This is a genomic window from Paenibacillus sp. sgz302190 (assembly GCF_059820445.1).
In genome coordinates this window covers 32,992-49,632 of sequence record NZ_JBZYAO010000011.1, presented here as the reverse complement: position 1 = coordinate 49,632, position 16,641 = coordinate 32,992, and the positions used below count along the sequence as shown (strand labels likewise).

General features: G+C 41.6%; 6 protein-coding genes. 3 read left to right on the top strand and 3 right to left on the bottom strand.

Translation table 11 applies throughout. From position 1 onward, the window contains the following. Nucleotides 1-13: 13 nt before the first annotated feature. Together AC6RNO_RS14390 and AC6RNO_RS14385 are read right to left on the bottom strand one after the other, a co-directional pair. A complete protein-coding gene (locus AC6RNO_RS14390) occupies nt 14-11,872 on the bottom strand; it encodes an amino acid adenylation domain-containing protein (RefSeq protein ID WP_497105824.1) in 11,859 nt (3,952 codons plus the stop codon). Nucleotides 11,873-12,255: 383 nt separating this feature from the next. Continuing rightward, on the bottom strand, nt 12,256-13,218 hold the full coding sequence (locus tag AC6RNO_RS14385; protein WP_488436169.1) for a tyrosine-type recombinase/integrase: 963 nt from the start codon (nt 13,216-13,218) through the stop codon (nt 12,256-12,258). Between the two features lie 106 nt (nt 13,219-13,324). On the opposite strand from AC6RNO_RS14385, the gene AC6RNO_RS14380 reads away from it, so the two are divergent. The 3 genes from AC6RNO_RS14380 to AC6RNO_RS14370 all read left to right on the top strand — a co-directional run bounded on the left by AC6RNO_RS14380 (nt 13,325) and on the right by AC6RNO_RS14370 (nt 15,906). Continuing rightward, nucleotides 13,325-13,912 (top strand): HD domain-containing phosphohydrolase, encoded by a 588-nt coding sequence (locus tag AC6RNO_RS14380; RefSeq protein WP_497105823.1) that lies wholly within the window; start codon nt 13,325-13,327, stop codon nt 13,910-13,912. A gap of 29 nt (nt 13,913-13,941) precedes the next feature. Continuing rightward, nucleotides 13,942-14,244 carry a hypothetical protein gene (locus AC6RNO_RS14375; protein ID WP_474681838.1) on the top strand — a complete coding sequence of 101 codons (303 nt, stop codon included), beginning with the start codon at nt 13,942-13,944 and terminating at the stop codon, nt 14,242-14,244. Between the two features lie 81 nt (nt 14,245-14,325). Beyond that, entirely contained in the window at nt 14,326-15,906 is a 1,581-nt protein-coding gene (locus tag AC6RNO_RS14370; protein ID WP_497105822.1) for a hypothetical protein, read from the top strand. A gap of 100 nt (nt 15,907-16,006) precedes the next feature. Here AC6RNO_RS14370 and AC6RNO_RS14365 read toward each other — a convergent pair whose 3' ends face one another. Beyond that, the gene (locus AC6RNO_RS14365; protein WP_474681840.1) at nt 16,007-16,639 is read right to left on the bottom strand and encodes a cysteine hydrolase family protein; all 633 of its coding nucleotides are present in this window, start codon (nt 16,637-16,639) and stop codon (nt 16,007-16,009) included. Between the last annotated feature and the right edge of the window lie 2 nt (nt 16,640-16,641).

Below are 16,641 nucleotides of genomic sequence, written 5' to 3'. Positions count from 1 at the left end.
TTTGTATGTTATATTAAAAATCCACTTCAATTAAATCTGTTAGCGTATCCCGATTCATTAATTCTTCAACCAGCTTGATTTTGTTAATTTCGATATGAGGGTTTTGACAAATGGATGTTAAAAGTAACAACAAATTTCTTGACATCGCTTCAATCGTTGTTTTCTCAAATAAGGTTGTACTATATTCAAAAGCGGCTTCCAGTTTATGATCAGAAACGGTTGTATATAATGTTAAATCAAATTTGGATACCCTATTATTTTGAGCATAAGGTTTACATGTTGCACCATCCATTTGAAACTCCGCTGCATCGGTATTTTGCAATACGAACATCGTGTCAAACAACGGATTGCGCCGGGCATCTTTGATTATTTGGACTCTCTCGATCAATTCCTCAAAAGGATAATCTTGATTTTCATAGGCGTTTAACATATTTTCTTTAACTTCAAGCAAGTACTCCGTAAATGTTTGTTCTCCCCTAGGATAATTTCTAACAGCAAGTGTATTCACAAACATCCCCATAACCGGTTCCAATTCTGCATGGGTCCTTCCGGCAATCGGCGTTCCAACGATGATATCTTCTTGTCCGCTGTATTTGGACAAAAGAATGGTATAGGCTGCCAATACAATCATATACAGCGTCGTTCCTGTCAGAGCTTCCATTTTTCTTAAGCCTGCAAAAATTTCTTCCTCCATAGCAATTTCGAATACATCTCCCTCATAGCTTAGGGATTCAGGTCTCTCATAGTCTGTTGGCATATCCAATAAAGGGATCTTTTCACTAAAGACATCAAGCCAGTACTTCTCCTGCTTTTTCATCCGGTCACTTTGAAGTTGAACCTGCTGCCATTCAGCATAATCCTTGTATTGAATTCGAAGAGGTGAAAGCTCGGCTCCCTTATACAACTGGCTAAGCTCAGTCATTAGAAAGTTGACGGATAACCCATCTGAAATGATATGGTGCATATCTACAAGCAATACATGACGCTCCTGCTCAAGTTCAATAAGCCCCGTTCTCATAAGAGGCGCTTGGCCGAGATCGAATGCGCGAACAAACTGTTGAATTTGGTTTTCGATATCTTCTTCCGTTGACTCTATCCATTCAATTCCAAAATTCACTTCAGGATGTATAATTTGTTTAGGCTCTCCGTGTATGATTTTAAATGCCGTCCGAAGAGACTCATGACGACGAATTAATTGTTGGAACGCTTCTTCTAATCTCATACGATCAAGCGATCCTTCGATCATAAAGAAGCCTGACATGTTGTAAACGAGTTCTTTGCCGCCTTTGATGCTCATAATGTACATTCTCATTTGCGCCGAAGAAATAGGGTAGTATTCTTTCTCCTCAGCTTTGGGGATGGATGCTAATACATTCCGCTCCATATGGTCAATGGACTGAGCCATCTGTTCGATCGTGAGCCATTCAAAGACGTTTCTTACAGATATAGTGACATTCATTTTTCGATTGATTTTGGACACCAGCTTTGTCGCTCGTAAAGAGTTGCCTCCTACATCAAAGAAAATATCTTTTACGCTGATTTTTTTTACGGCAAGCACGTCTTGCCAAATGGCCAGCATCTGTTTTTCCACCATCGTACGGGGCTCTACATATTCGCTTCCCGTTTGTATGTTTTCTTCTGGAACCGGAAGCAATCTGCGATTCATTTTTCCGTTCGATGTCAGAGGCATGTGATCCAATTGTATAAAGTAGGATGGAACCATGTAATTCGGTAAAACATTTGACAGTTTTTCTTTCAACTCTTTAACCGTCAGCGTGTAATCCGCTGTGAAGTATGCACATAAAGATTTGTCCCCGTTCACATCCTCATGTGCAATGACGATGACCTCTTTCACACACTCTATATGCAACAGTGCTGCTTCGACTTCCCCTACTTCGATCCGGTATCCGCGAATTTTTATTTGATGATCCATTCGTCCCAAATACTCGATGTTGCCATCCGGAAGCCATTTTACCAAATCTCCCGTCTTATACATTTTTGCTCCCTGGACAAACGGATCACTTACAAATTTCTCCGCTGTCAGCTCAGGTAAATTCAAGTACCCTCTGCCTACCCCATCGCCGGAAATACACAATTCTCCTACGACTCCCACAGGCTGTACTTTTTCATGTCTATTCAAAATATACAGACGGTTATTTCCTAATGTTCGGCCAATCGGCACGTAAGCCCGGCTATTCTCCGAATCAAGCTGCTCTGGAATCACACTGAACACAGCAACATCCACGCAACATTCTGTCGGGCCGTATACATTGATAATGGTTGGCGGCGCTATTTGGTTGAGCGAAAATAATGATGTTATTTCAGCTACACTTTGCTGAGGAAGAGCCTCCCCGCCAATCAGCATGTATGTTAACGATATCCTTTGAACGTTTTTTGCTTTTAAAAGTAATTTCAAGTGCGCAGGTGTACCGTCTGTTAAATCAATTTGATTGTGTTGATAGTAATTCATTAAATCTTGTCCATCCAGTATCGTTTCCTTGTCCACGATATATAAGGTATGGCCTAATAGCAGTGCGCCGAAAATTTGCTTGACAGATGCATCGAAATAGTAAGGCGCCAGTAAAGCGATATGCAAATTTTTATGCTGATCATCAATAACCTGGCTATACAACGCTTTAACCAAGTGATGAACCTGACGGTGTTCAATCATCACGCCTTTCGGCTTGCCTGTTGTACCTGAAGTATAGATCACATAAGCCAACTGCTTGGAATCTCCTGCGGACTCCAAATTCGACATATGATCTGCATAGGCTTCTTTGTCGTTCAAATCAATAACTTTGCCATTGAAAGATACAGACTGCTTAAGATGCCTTTGCGTGACTAACAACGTTGCTCCCGAATCATGTAAAATATACCGGATACGCTCTTCCGGAGAATCCGGATCGATCGGCACATACGCCCCTCCCGCTTTTAAAATTCCAAAGATGCCAACCATCATGTCAATAGAACGCTCTGTCATGATGCCTACTAATTGGTCCGCATATACTCCCTCCGCTCTTAGCGTACGCGCCAACCGATTCGCACGTTCGTTCAGTTGACGGTACGTCAATTGCTGATCTCCAAATACAACGGCCAATTGATCGGGGGTCCGCTCCGCCTGCGCTTCGAATAATTCCTGGATTGTCTTATCCCGCGAATAATCTATCTTTGTATCGTTACATTCATTTAAAAGATAGTTTTGCTCACTTTCAGACACCATTTGAATGTCTGACAAGACAACATTCGGTTCGATCACAATGTCTCTGAGGATGTTGATAAAATGCGTTTTCATCCTGTCAATGGTGTCCCGTTCAAATAGTTCCGTCTTATAATTAAAGTGCATTTCAAGGCACTCTCTGTCATCTTCAACGATGAACATTAAATCATACAACGATATACCGACATTTAATTCTCTAACTTTAAACTTGCAATCATTTTCTTGCCTTTGATTCAACTCTGTATTTAAAAAGATATACATCGTATTGAAGAGCGCTGTCCCGGTTGTATCACGATGCGTATTTAACTTCTCTACAAGGTTGTCAAACAGATAGTCTTGGTTATCCAATGCATCCAGGGATAGTTTTTTTATTTCTTCGAGATAGCATCGAAACGATTTATTCCCCGCCGGCTGTGATCGAATGGCTACCGTCTGAATAAAGACACCTATCATTTTTTCGACATCAGGATGGTTTCTTCCTGAAGTTGGCGTACCTACAATAATATCTTCTTGAGCCGAATAATGATGAAGCATCACATTATAAGCTGCCAATAGAACCATAAATAAAGTGGTTCCCGTTTGTTTGGCAAGCTTATCCAGCGAATTCTTCAAATATGGATCCAAAACGAATGACAATCTTGACCCTGCCGAAGTTAAAGAAGGTGTTCGAACAAAATCAGTAGGCAAATTAAGGTTCGGAATCTCCCCTTTAAATTGATCCAGCCAATATGTTTCTTGCTGCTTATAAGACTCTCCCGCCAAAAATTGTTTCTGCCAAGCTGCAAAGTCTTTGTATTCAACTTCAATTTCAGGCATGCTTCTTCCGTCATAATCATCGATGAGTTCATTAGCGAGAATACCAACGGAATACCCGTCCGAAATAATATGATGCATATCGATGAGTATTTCTGCATGATCATGGTTTACTCGAATGAATTCGGCACGTATTAATGGAGCCTTTGACAAATCAAATGGTCTTGCAAACTCCTTCACATCTTGTTCAAATTGACTAGGACTTTTTTGAGACCTTTTCACTTCAAAATCAACCGATGGGGCAATATTTTGGGAAAGTTCTCCGTCAACAAGATGAAAACTTGTGCGAAATACTTCGTGACGTTGCACCATTTGTTCCAATGATGAAATCAATTTATGTTCATCTATATTTCCTGTGACCGTGATGTGCCCGCACATGTTTTGAAATAGGCTATTCGGCTCAAATTGATCCAGAAAATAGATCCGCTGTTGGGCTGAGGATGTTTCATAGAATTCTTTTACTTCCAATGCCTTAATAGGCATAAAAGTTTCTTCTTTCTCGCCCGTAATCAGACTGGCAAGTTCCTTAAGATGTTGATTCTTAAAAAATTGTACAATCGAAATTTTGTGATGGAACTGCTCTTGTACCTTTGAAAGCATCACCGTCGCCTTGAGCGAGTTCCCTCCGAGATCAAAAAAATGATCATTTCTCCCCACTTGATCCACGGATAATAGTTCCTCCCAGATCAGCGCCAGCTTTCTCTCCGTATCATTGGCCGGATTTTCAAACACGGCTGCTTGATTGGCGCTAAGAACGCGCTCATATGCAAAACGGTTGTACATTTCATTTAATTGATCTTGTTGTTCAGGTGAAAATAACGTTAAAGACGAAATTTCAGCCTGTGGATGATTCGCCATATTTTGCAGCAAGCCAATAAATCCTTCAGACCACATTTTCATCATCTCATGTCCAATGAGATCGGTATTATAATCAAAATCCAGGATCAATTCATAGCTGACATCCGTAATATTAAGAAATAAATCATAAGGAACACGTTTAATGGGATACGACATAAATTCGGTCTCTATATGTTCAAATTGAAGACGATGAATCGTTCTATCCATATTAAATAAAATGCGGGTATCCGGCGCCGGCATATTGGGAAGTTGTTCGGATACGATCGTCAACGGAACATGCTGATGTTTCATTACGCGAGCTAACGTTTCCTTGATATAAAGGATATTGTCTAAAATGGACTGATCCGTTTGCACGGTATTGTGAACAGGTACAATATTGACGCAATTGCCAATAAGCACATTTGTATTCATATGGGACTGACCCGCCGTAGGAACGCCAATCACAAGTTGAGACTGACCTGTTAGTCGATGCAAATATAAATGAAACGCGGCGAACATGGTTACAAACAAGCTGCTCTTATTATTTATACTTAAAGTTCTCAGTGATTCGGTTAATTGACGATCCAACTTCATCGAATGTCTTTCCCCTGAATAACCTTTTTGAACATCCTGGAACTGCATCGTTGGTAAAATTAATTTGGGGAATGATAAGGAAAATTGCTCTTTCCAAAACTGAATCCCTTGGGTAAATGTACCTTTTTCATGTTCAAGCTGCTGCCATGTTAAATATTCACGGAATGAAGTGGCTTCAGGTAATAGAACTGGAACCCCTCGAATAAGAGCAGAATAGGTTTGTTCCAACTCTTGAATGAATACAGCAATCGACCAACCGTCTGCAATAATGTGATGAAATGTAAGTACCATAAGATATTGATTCGCTGCCTGTTTAAGCAAACTGATTCTAAATAGAGGCTCCCCGGACTGTAAATCAAATGCTTTACTCGCATCGTTAGATAACCAATTGGAAATTTCCAGTTTTTGGATCTCGTGGACATACTGTGAGAAATCCATACATGCGCACTGAAATTCAATTACGGGTCTAACTTGTTGTGTTTCACGATCTGCATGAATCACCGTTCTCAAAGCATCATGACGATGTGCTATCCGATTCACTGCCTGATTCAGTGTTGAAGGTTCTACATTCCCTGTCATCTTTAAAATAACACTTTGATTTAATGCCGCATTCGCATTTTCCCCATGTAGTGAAGTCAATAAAAGATGCTTTTGCTCTAAAGAAAGTTGATATTCCGGAATAGGCGAGTCACCAGGTATAAATCCAAGCTCGCGAAGTTCATAGATCGTTTCTTTCACAAACTTAATGATGGTATTCATGTCATCCATCGTATGCATGGTAGATATAAAACAGTTGCGACCTTCCCAAATATATAAACCTTTATAAATTAAATGATAGAAAAACAGCTCCAGATCCCCAAATGAAATAAATCTAAAAAGCGATCCATAGTTTACCATTTGTATAGGTACATTGGATTTTTTAAAAAACTCATTTAACTCTTTTACAAGATAATCCGTTTTTTCATTTAGGTCCTTATATAATTTCCCTCCTTCGGATTGAAGATACTGCAGCACCGTTAACGATACTCTCATCGTAAGCGGGTGTGTACAAAATGTTCCACCGACAAAAGTTTTCTTGTCCGCAGCTGCAGGATAGGACTGATCGCCGAAATTCCAAGTTCCTCCATCCACAGCGTTCATAAATTCGGCTTTGCCTGCAACGATTCCAATAGGCATGCCGCCACCTATAACTTTTCCATAAGTAATCAGATCTGCTTGAACGCCAAACCATTCTTGTGCTCCACCCAAACCAATTCTAAACCCAGTGATGACCTCATCGAAAATAAGTGCTGCTCCAAATCGTTTTGTAATCTCTCTAAGCTGCTGTAAAAATTGCCTTGGCTGCACATCAGGTCTTCGGCTTTGCACCGGTTCTACAAGTACAGCAGCCAGTTCATCACCGAGACTTTGAATGATATCCAGTGTTTGCGGATGGTTATAATTAAGAATAATCAAATCATTCATAAAGCTTTTTGCAATGCCGGGAGCCATTGGAAGCGCAGAAGATACAACATCCTCCGGATTCGCCACACCCAGCACACCGTCATGCGTACCGTGATAGGATCCTGAAAACAATACGACTTTAGAACGCCCCGTTGCCGCTCTCGCTAAACGCAGCGCAACCATAACTGCCTCTGTACCTGAATTATAAAATGCGACACGCTCTACACCTGTCAACTCGCAAATTTTTTCTGCGACGTCTCCTGCCAAGTCTGACATGGGACCTAATGGAGGCAATTGGTCTTGAATACTGTCCGCAATTACATTTTGGATAAAAGAAGGATTATGACCGAATAGATTTACACCAAATCCCATGGTCAGATCCAAATACTCATTCCCATCCATATCCCATATCTTTGAACCATCCGCACGTATAGAAATAATCGGATACACCATTTCTTTCCAATAAGAACGAAATCCGGATACATTGCGATTATTCGCATGGGCAAAACGAGTTTGACCTGTTTTTAACTTAGAGCCTTTTGTTTTTGCGGTATACTTGGAAATAAATTGTTCGACATACTGCTTCTGGGGATGTGAAAACCCGCTCTCTTCATGAACTTTTAATACTTGATAAGGTATGAATGGTTTCGCTTCCTTCGATTCCGTAACTTGTTTGATTTCCTTCATATCTTTCATATTTTTCATATCTTTCATTTCGTTCATTTCAGCGGTTTCTTTGACTTGAACAGCATTGATTTGGTCGCCTAACAATAGATTCAAACTTTTTAATTGTGATTCCATCAGATGAATGGCAGAAATCACAATTTGCTCCGAAACATTCGCGGATGATTGTACCGCAACCGTATTGTTCACGACTGCATGATTTTCATTGTGTTCCTCAACATTTTTATCATTTATATGCTCAGACACATATTTAACTAAGTACTTAATGTTGGTAAGAGTTTCGAAAAACATTTCCATGGGAATATCCAAACTGAACATTTCTAATATTTCTTTCTTGATTTGCATGAGAATAATGGAATCCAATCCCATTTGGAGAAAATGAGCATGAACATCTAATTCATCCAACTTAATTCCAGAAGCACGACTTATACTTGTTTTAATTTTCAATTCAATATCCTTTGTATTCATCTCCATTTGGACCTCATTCCTCTCTGAAATGTATCCCGTTGGTATCGGATGTTTCACTTCAACCCAACACCTCCTCTGTTCAAATGGATATAACGGCAATGGAATTTTTCGAATGACTTCATGGCCATAAAATTTCTCCCAATCGATCACTGCCCCCTGTGTAAATAACTCGGCTAATTGCTTCAACGATTCTGCTTTTGCCTGTTTATATAGACTATCGGAAATAAACTTTTTATCTTTTTTTCCATAGCCAAAATAAACATCTGTCAGATTACGCTCTCCTCGTACGATTCGTTTTAATTTTTCATTTAGTTCTTGTGTACTGGTTATAATGATGGCCAAACGATAATCTAAACTAGCTCTTCCCGTACTCGCTGTATAACAAATTTGTTGAATGGAAACATCACTGTGATCAGTTGTATATTGCTGATAACTTCTCACCAGTTCATCAAGTGCCCGTTCATTCGCTGCAGACAGAACAAATAGATTAGGCTCTTGAACCGTAATTTTATGTTCTGTTTTCAAAGGCACAAATTCTTCGAGTACAACATGCGCATTTGTACCGCTGAAACCGAAAGAACTAACCCCGCATCGCAGGGGCTTACCTTCCTCACCAAAAGCCATTGACTTTTGATTCACATAAAAAGGTGAAGCTTCAAATTTAACCAATGGATTAGGCCTATCAAAATGAACCAATGGCGGAATTTTCTTATTTTGAAACATGAGTATAGATTTTATTAACCCGGCTATGCCCGCTGCTTCAAATAAATGCCCGATGTTTGTTTTTACAGATCCGATAGCACAAAATTGTTTCCGATTCGTATATTTCTCAAAAGCTTTACACAGACCATTAAACTCAACGGGATCACCTAATTTAGTCCCTGTTCCATGTGCTTCAATAAAACTAAGCGTATCTGGAGAAATTCCAGCTTCCTTCCACGCTTGTTCGATCACATTCGTCTGTGACTCAGGATTAGGTGCAGTAATTCCCACCGTTTTGCCATCTTGATTAATCGCACTTCCTTTAATCACACCATAGATATAATCCCCATCGTTAATGGCTTGCTGCAATGGTTTCAATAGTACAGCTCCGACACCCTCGCCAAATCCAGTACCGTTGGAATTTTCGCTAAACGTTCTTGTTAATCCGTCTGGAGATTCCATATCCAATCCAATACTCATAGGTAATAATGCCGTTCGAACGCCGCCTGCTATTGCCATTTCACAATCTCCAGCGAGCAATCCTTTACACGCCATATGAACAGCAACAAGTGAGGAAGAACAAGCGGTATCAATCGTAATCGCAGGGCCTTTTAAATTCAAAAAATAGGCGATTCTACTCGCCAGTACGGATGGTAAATTTCCAATAATATAATTTTTAAGTTCCTCGGGATAACTGGCCGTCACGAGCCGTTCATAATCATATCCCACTTTAGAGTAACCCACATAAACGCCTACATTTCTTCCATTGATTCCTTCACCTGCATATCCTGCGTCTTCAATCGTATGCCATGCCGTTTGTAAGAACATTCTTTGATTCGGGTCCATAAATTGTGCTGTTTTCGGCGTTAAACCAAAGAACGAATAATCGAATTGATCAATTTGATCCAAATAACCGCCCTTAATAAACTGACTTTCATTCATTTCACTTCGAATGGATTGTAAATAATCCGTTGCGTCTTTTACCCGTTTTTCAGGATAATTATGAATACAATACATACCATTCTCTAAAGTACTCCAAAATTCATGCGTATTCGATGCTCCCGGGACATTTAGAGACATGCCAATAATAGCAATATCATTTGATGATGGATGATCTCCAATGATTTTGTTGACTTGTTTAGTTTCGTCATCGTTTTTAGCAAGATATTTTGCCAATTCGGATATAGACGGATATGTAAAGAGGTCAGTAATAGCAAGCTCTTCTCCATATTTTTGTTCTATACGTTCAGCGATTTGAGCCAGTTGCAATGAAGTTGCGCCCATATCAAAATAACTATCCCCAATACCAATCTTCTTCCCTGCCAACACTTCAGAAAATAGTGAAATTAATTCAGTTTCTAAAACATGAACAGACACAGGAGCCGTTTCTTTTGTTTGATCCTTCATGTTCCATTCATGGATGAATGAGGACTCTGTTAAGAATTTACCTGCTTCATATTGCTTAGCTAACTGATATCGCTGTATTTTCCCACTCGTTGTTTTTGGTAGTTTTTTAATGGGCAAGACATCTTTGACGCTCCATCCTCCGTGTATATACAAGTGTTTTTTGATTTCTTTAATAAGGGGTAGAAATTGTTCGATCGTTTTTTTATAAACCACAAATACAACAATTTCTTCACCTTTGCTCGTAGAATCATAAACACCGCAAGCTGCAACTCTTCCTAAGTCGATACCATCCAATTGAATCGCTACGCGCTCAATATCATGGGGGTATACATTTTTACCATTGATGAAAATAATATCTTTTTCCCGCCCGGTTACGACAAGATTCCCATTCATGATGAAACCCAGATCCCCTGTATTCACCCAACCATCTGGAGATAACAATGTCTTTGTTGCTTGCGGATTATTATAATAACCTTGGGTAACGTTATCCCCCTTGATTTGAATTTTTCCAATAACATAATCGGGGACAACTGTATCTTCCTGGTCACAGATTCTAAGCTGGCAATAATCAACAGCCTTTCCAACTGAAACAAACGATGCTGCATGCTCAGCATCTTTGTCTAATTCAATCACATGCTCTCCGAAGTTCAGATGATCCCGGTGTACATGCACAGCAGTAAATTCTTCTTCTACGTTTGGAAAAGCAGCTGCAACAGAGGCCTCAGCTAATCCATAAACAGTGAACATTGCCGTGTTCCTCAAGTGATACTTTGACAATACGTTTAAAAACTCATGGCATACTTCGGGTAATATAGGTTCGGCACCATTATAAATGATTCTGACACATGACAAGTCCCATTCCGCTGCTTTTTCTTCACGAAAGAAATTCAAGAAATACTTATAGCCAAAGTTAGGAGAGGATAGCACGGTTGCTTTGTGTTCATTTACTTTTTTCATCCATAGAACGGGTTTTCGAATAAATAATTCGGTTGGCATCAAGTACTGATTTATACCTGTCACGAGCGGCACGAAGTGGAATCCAATTAACCCCATATCATGGGTAAGCGGCATCCAGGAGAGGAAAGAATCACTTGAACTGATTTTTGCATCATTTATAGCAGCACAATTATTGTAAATTAAGTTTCGATGCGTGAGCATAACGCCTTTGGGATCACCTGTTGATCCGGAAGAGAATTGAATAAATGCCAACTCTTCCGGCTTAGGTTCATAACATTTTACAGATGTATAATCATATACTTTATCTTGTATAATATCCGTTTTAGCTTCTAATTGATGATGAAAATCGAATAATTCATGTTCTAAAGCGAATTTTTTCATTTTATCCAGTACCTTCTCAGATGCAATCATGAATGGGTTGTTTAGCAAATCCCAAATACGGCATACTTTCAAGTTCTGTTCTTCATCTTCACCAACGCTTACTGGCACGGGTATCATTCCACCAAGTATACAAGCCCAAAATGCTACTAAAAATCGTTTATTTTCTTGTATTTGAAAAATAATCTCTTGCTTTGGTTTCATTCCTATTTCTTGTAAATAGCCTAAATATCCTCGAGCTTCATTAAATAATTGACTGTACGATATAAAAGTTTCTATTTTATCAGCATCAATAAAAAGAATGCCACGGTCAGTTATTTTACTTCTGTCTCGTATGGCATCTACTAACGTTTGAAATTGCTTCGTATACATATCTCTCCTCCAACTCTATCTCTATATGCTTTTTCTGTAATTTTAAGTAAAATTTTACCATAGAAATATATGTATGACAATGATTTAATTGTAAAATGAAAAACAGGCTACCATCTTAAAGAGGTCGCCTAGAATGTTTTATAAGTGTTACATGAAAATAAACTTGATGTTATTTATACCGAATTTCATCAGTCAACGCGGTTTCATTCATTGAAATTTGTTTTGCTGAACAGCGGAAATTATTTATTTTTTTCGAAAAAGCCTCCGGAAAGATGCATAATAAGAGTTGAATAGGACATAATAAAATGTCGAACAATAGTGATTGTTCGACATTCATCAGACGCTGTACCTATATTGTTACCAATTATAAAGCAGATTGCTATTCATAACAAGGCATTTTTCATCATATTTCGCATACTTTCGGCAACAAAATCGGGAGCGCTTTTTTTCATCAGTTCCACCGTATGCAAATAACGCTGCGTTGTGTTAATTTGCACATGGCCGAGCGTGTATTGCACCTGCTGAAGCGATGCGCCGCCCAGCAATGCCAGAGTTGCGTTCGTGTGGCGAAGCCAATGTGGCGTCACTTGCTTGGTAATACCGCTTTCCTTGCAAGCCCGCTTGACGATCCGCTCCACCTGGCGAATCGTAATGGGAAAGATGCGGCTGTTTTCGTCCGAAGCTGAACCTTCCGCTTGTATTTTCTCCCGGATTGCCGGGTCGTTATGCAGCTTCCATAGCGCCTCAGGCATTTTTATTTGTCTGGTTTTTCCTCCCTTTCCGTTCGTTACGGTCAACCACGCACTGCTCTCTTCGAAATCAGTATGGAAATCGCTCCACCTCATTTGCACAAGCTCCGAAACCCGCAGCCCCAAAATGACCATATAAAGCACCATCATCCATTCCCGCATATTTTTTTGGCTCAAATGCGCCAGCAGGCTCATCAGTTCCCGTTGGTTAAGAAAATGATTACCGCTGGTTACCTGAATTTTCGGAAGACGGATGGAGAGCGAAGGATCGTGCCTGAATAATGCAATATTGGCGTTGCTTCCCCATTTGTAGAAGGAACGGAGCGGCGAGATCAGACTTGCTACGGCGGATGCGGTCAGCGGCTTGCTCGCGATCGTGCCCTTCATGAGTGCGGTCTTGTATTGCTCCAAATCATGCCAAGTAACCTCGCTGAAAGGCTTGACTCCAATGAATGACCGGAAACAACTGAGTGCACGACCATAATTGCGGATCGTGTTGGGACGGTGGTAACCGGCAAGAAAGCTTTGAACCACTTGTTCGTCGTTCATGCCTGAAATATCAATGGATACAGGTTGGTTGTGAGTTCGCGCCTGCATATTTTTTTCGGTCTCCTTTCTACTGGCATTCGAACAATCACTATTGTTCGACTTGCACGACAGAGCTGAAATACTTATGTGCACACAGAAACAGGAGTGGTCAAAAATGATGGCAAATCGAATTCGGATGGATCTGCTGGCATTGGTATTAAGGCAGGATCCCGGCACGTTCGCGCATTGTGTTCGTGTCGGCATGCTGGCCAAAGCAATGGCGAAGGTTGTCAAAATGTCGGATCAAGAAATAGAGATGTTCTCTGCGGCCTGCAGCTTTCACGATATCGGCAAGCTGTTTCTGCCCAAGGAGTTGCTGCTCAGGCGTGAGCCGCTTGATGAAACGGAAAAGGCGCTGATGCGCGAGCATCCCAAGCTGGGAGTACAGCTTCTTCGACACAGACTCGGCTGGAAAAACAAAGAGATGCTGGATACCGTACGTTCCCATCATGAGCGTTGGGACGGACAAGGTTATCCCGACGGGCTTCGCGGCGCGGATATACCGCCGTGGGCGCGCATGTGCGCCATTATCGACGCTTATGACGCCATGGTTCAGCCCAGACCTTACAATCGGGTCAAAACACCCGAGCAGGCAAGGGAAGAACTGTGCAAACAGAGCGGCCGTCATTTCGACAGAACTTATGTAGACGCATTTCTCGAAATTCCGCAATTGTCGATCGAACAAGCAACCGTGTGTCCATAATCATTCCCGAGAGGAAGGAAGGATCTACTATGATTGCAATGACCGTACAATCACTTCGCCCCGGACAAACATTGGCCAAGCCGGTATTGAACCAAAACGGCACCATGATGCTGGGCGAAGGAACGCAGCTTACGGAACAATATATAGAACGGCTGCGCAAGACAGCACAAAACTTTGCCATTTTCTACATTCCCCTTCCCTGCTACAATGAAAAAAGACGGTGTAACGAAGACGGGGAATCACTTGCTCATCTCCCAGTCGTCGATGGTGTATTCGATGTTGGCATTGACCACGAAGGCCCTGCAATTGTAGTTTGCTTATCGTGCTTTTGATCGCCACTAAAAGAACTCTTCATTTCCTTGACGCTAGCTGCTAGACTTGAGAAAACAGACGATGAACGAAAGGTGATGAACTTGACCAATATCCTGGATCACATAACAAGCATGGTGAAAGAAATGACATGGACTGAATTGCAGCATACGGTACTGCGTCTAGCGGAACAAAATGAGCATGTCCGATCCGCTCTTCATCAAGTATGGAAAGTGAAGGAGCGAGAGGCCCGTCTGGCGAAGTCGATTGAATGGACGCCTGATGACTGGTTTAAAGCACAAAAGCATTTTGAACCGATCATTCAAGATGAGTTCAATCAATGTGCTGCTTTGTTTGAAGATCGTTATGAACGCAGTTATCGAGGCTATCATGATTATTCTGATGAAGGACGCTGGGATTATACCGCCGGTCTGGAACAGCTTGAGCGCTGGTTTGCGGAGCTGCTGGAAATGGCTGCCGACGGCGAATGGATCGATGCTTCCGTTGGGATGCTGCTTACCCTGCAGCGTTTGGATGATTGGGCACAAGAAAATGGAGATGAAGACATGGGCGGCGAGGATTTGCAGGATGAATGTGTGTCTTTTTGGCCCAAATCGGAAGAACTCATCAAGATTATTCGGGATTCGTCTGCCCCCATCAGCAACAAAAGCGCGTTTTTCCTAGAATTGATCGACTGGATAGTCGGACTTTGCGAGGAAGAAGAGGATTGGGCGGCATGGAGACAAACGCTCGGTTACTGCTTATTTGGCGGTGAGCATTATGAGCGGTTAAAGAACTATGTTACCCGTTTCGAGCCGAATTTGTTTCGTGATACCGCTGCTGCGGAGGCAATCGAACCGGAGGTGATCCGTTGGTGGGTTCAGATCAGCCTCGAATCAGACCGCGAAGCAGAGGCGGAACGCGCGGAAGCCATGCTCAACGCATTCGATGCGGACACTTCCGCCTGTTTTGTCCGTTATTACGAACGTTTTCATCGCTTGGATGAAGCGATCACTCGACTTCAATTCATCACCGGCCAAATGCAAGAGCAGCTTCAGAGGCAATCGTCCGAACCTTTCCGCGCGATTCGATTCCACTACGTATCCGAACAGCAAGTAAATCACTATTTTGAATGGCTGGTCGCGATATATGAACAGGCCGAACGCCAAGCGGAAGCGATTTCGTGCCGTGTCCATTGGTTCGAAACACTGCCATCACTGGAGCTATTCCAGGTCTGTTTGAACGAAACTCCCCCGGAAGAAAGAGACCGTCAGGCGAAAAAATGGATGGCTCATGTTGCTAGCCTGAAACGTCGTGGATTCGAAACTCTGTTAATTGATATGCATCTGCACATTGGTGAGCTGGACCGAGCCTGGTCGGTTTATCAAGAAAGGCGCCTGGATACATCCGATAGGCTGAGCGATTCTGTACGGCGGTTGTTCGAAGCGGTCAAAAAGCATGATCCGATAAGGCTTCTTCCGGTACTTCGCCAATTTGCCGAGAAGAGAATTGCCGAGAAAAGCCGCTCCAGCTATCAACATGCCGCGGCGTGGTTAACTGAATTGAAATCCATTTATCTTCTGCTAAATCAGACAGAGGAATGGATGCTCTATTTGCAAGAAGTGAGAGAAGAGCATCGTCGTCTACCGGCTTTACAAGATGAAATCACAAAAGCCAAGCTTTAGAGCTTGGCCGAAGTGTGGAAACATCACAATAAGCCGAGAAAGCGATCCTTTTGTATTATTGTCATTCATGACACGTAACTGCACCTGCATGTAATGTCTCTTATAAATGGGAAATAGCTTCCCGTGTTGTCCAAGTAGCGGCGGCAAATGCCTTGTAATTGGTAACGGCTGCTTGGAAATCCCTTTCACTAGTAGCTGCTGTCGCATCGTATACAACAGCGGTTTCAAACCCATTTTCGATTAAATGCCTCATATGGGACTCTACGCAAATGTTGGAAAGTACTCCTGCAATAACCGTCTTCTCTTTTCTATGTTGTCGCAACTGGTATACCAAGTCATTTGTTTGCGGACTAGCAACCTTGTGCGGAGTTGAAACGATTGTTCTCCTGTCAAAAATGTAAGGTTTGAAAGAAGGAACAAAATCAGCTCCTACAGACGGTGGTGTGTATTCATTTGCTTTTTGATACATTCCAAGACCTAATAACATCTTTTGTTCGGATCCGGTAAATTGCCAGCCATAATCATGAGGGTATAAATAATGGGGGGATATAAAAAGCTGATACCCTTTATTCAAGGCAGTGCTCATTAAGAGTTCAAGGTTTTGTATCGTGTTGTTTTGCTCAATCGTATCTTTTGTTAGATGATAGCCTCTTCCCCCTGGACTCATGAAATCATTTTGCGGGTCTGTAATTACAATGGCGGTATGACTGGGATGCGGTTTAAACTGCAACATAC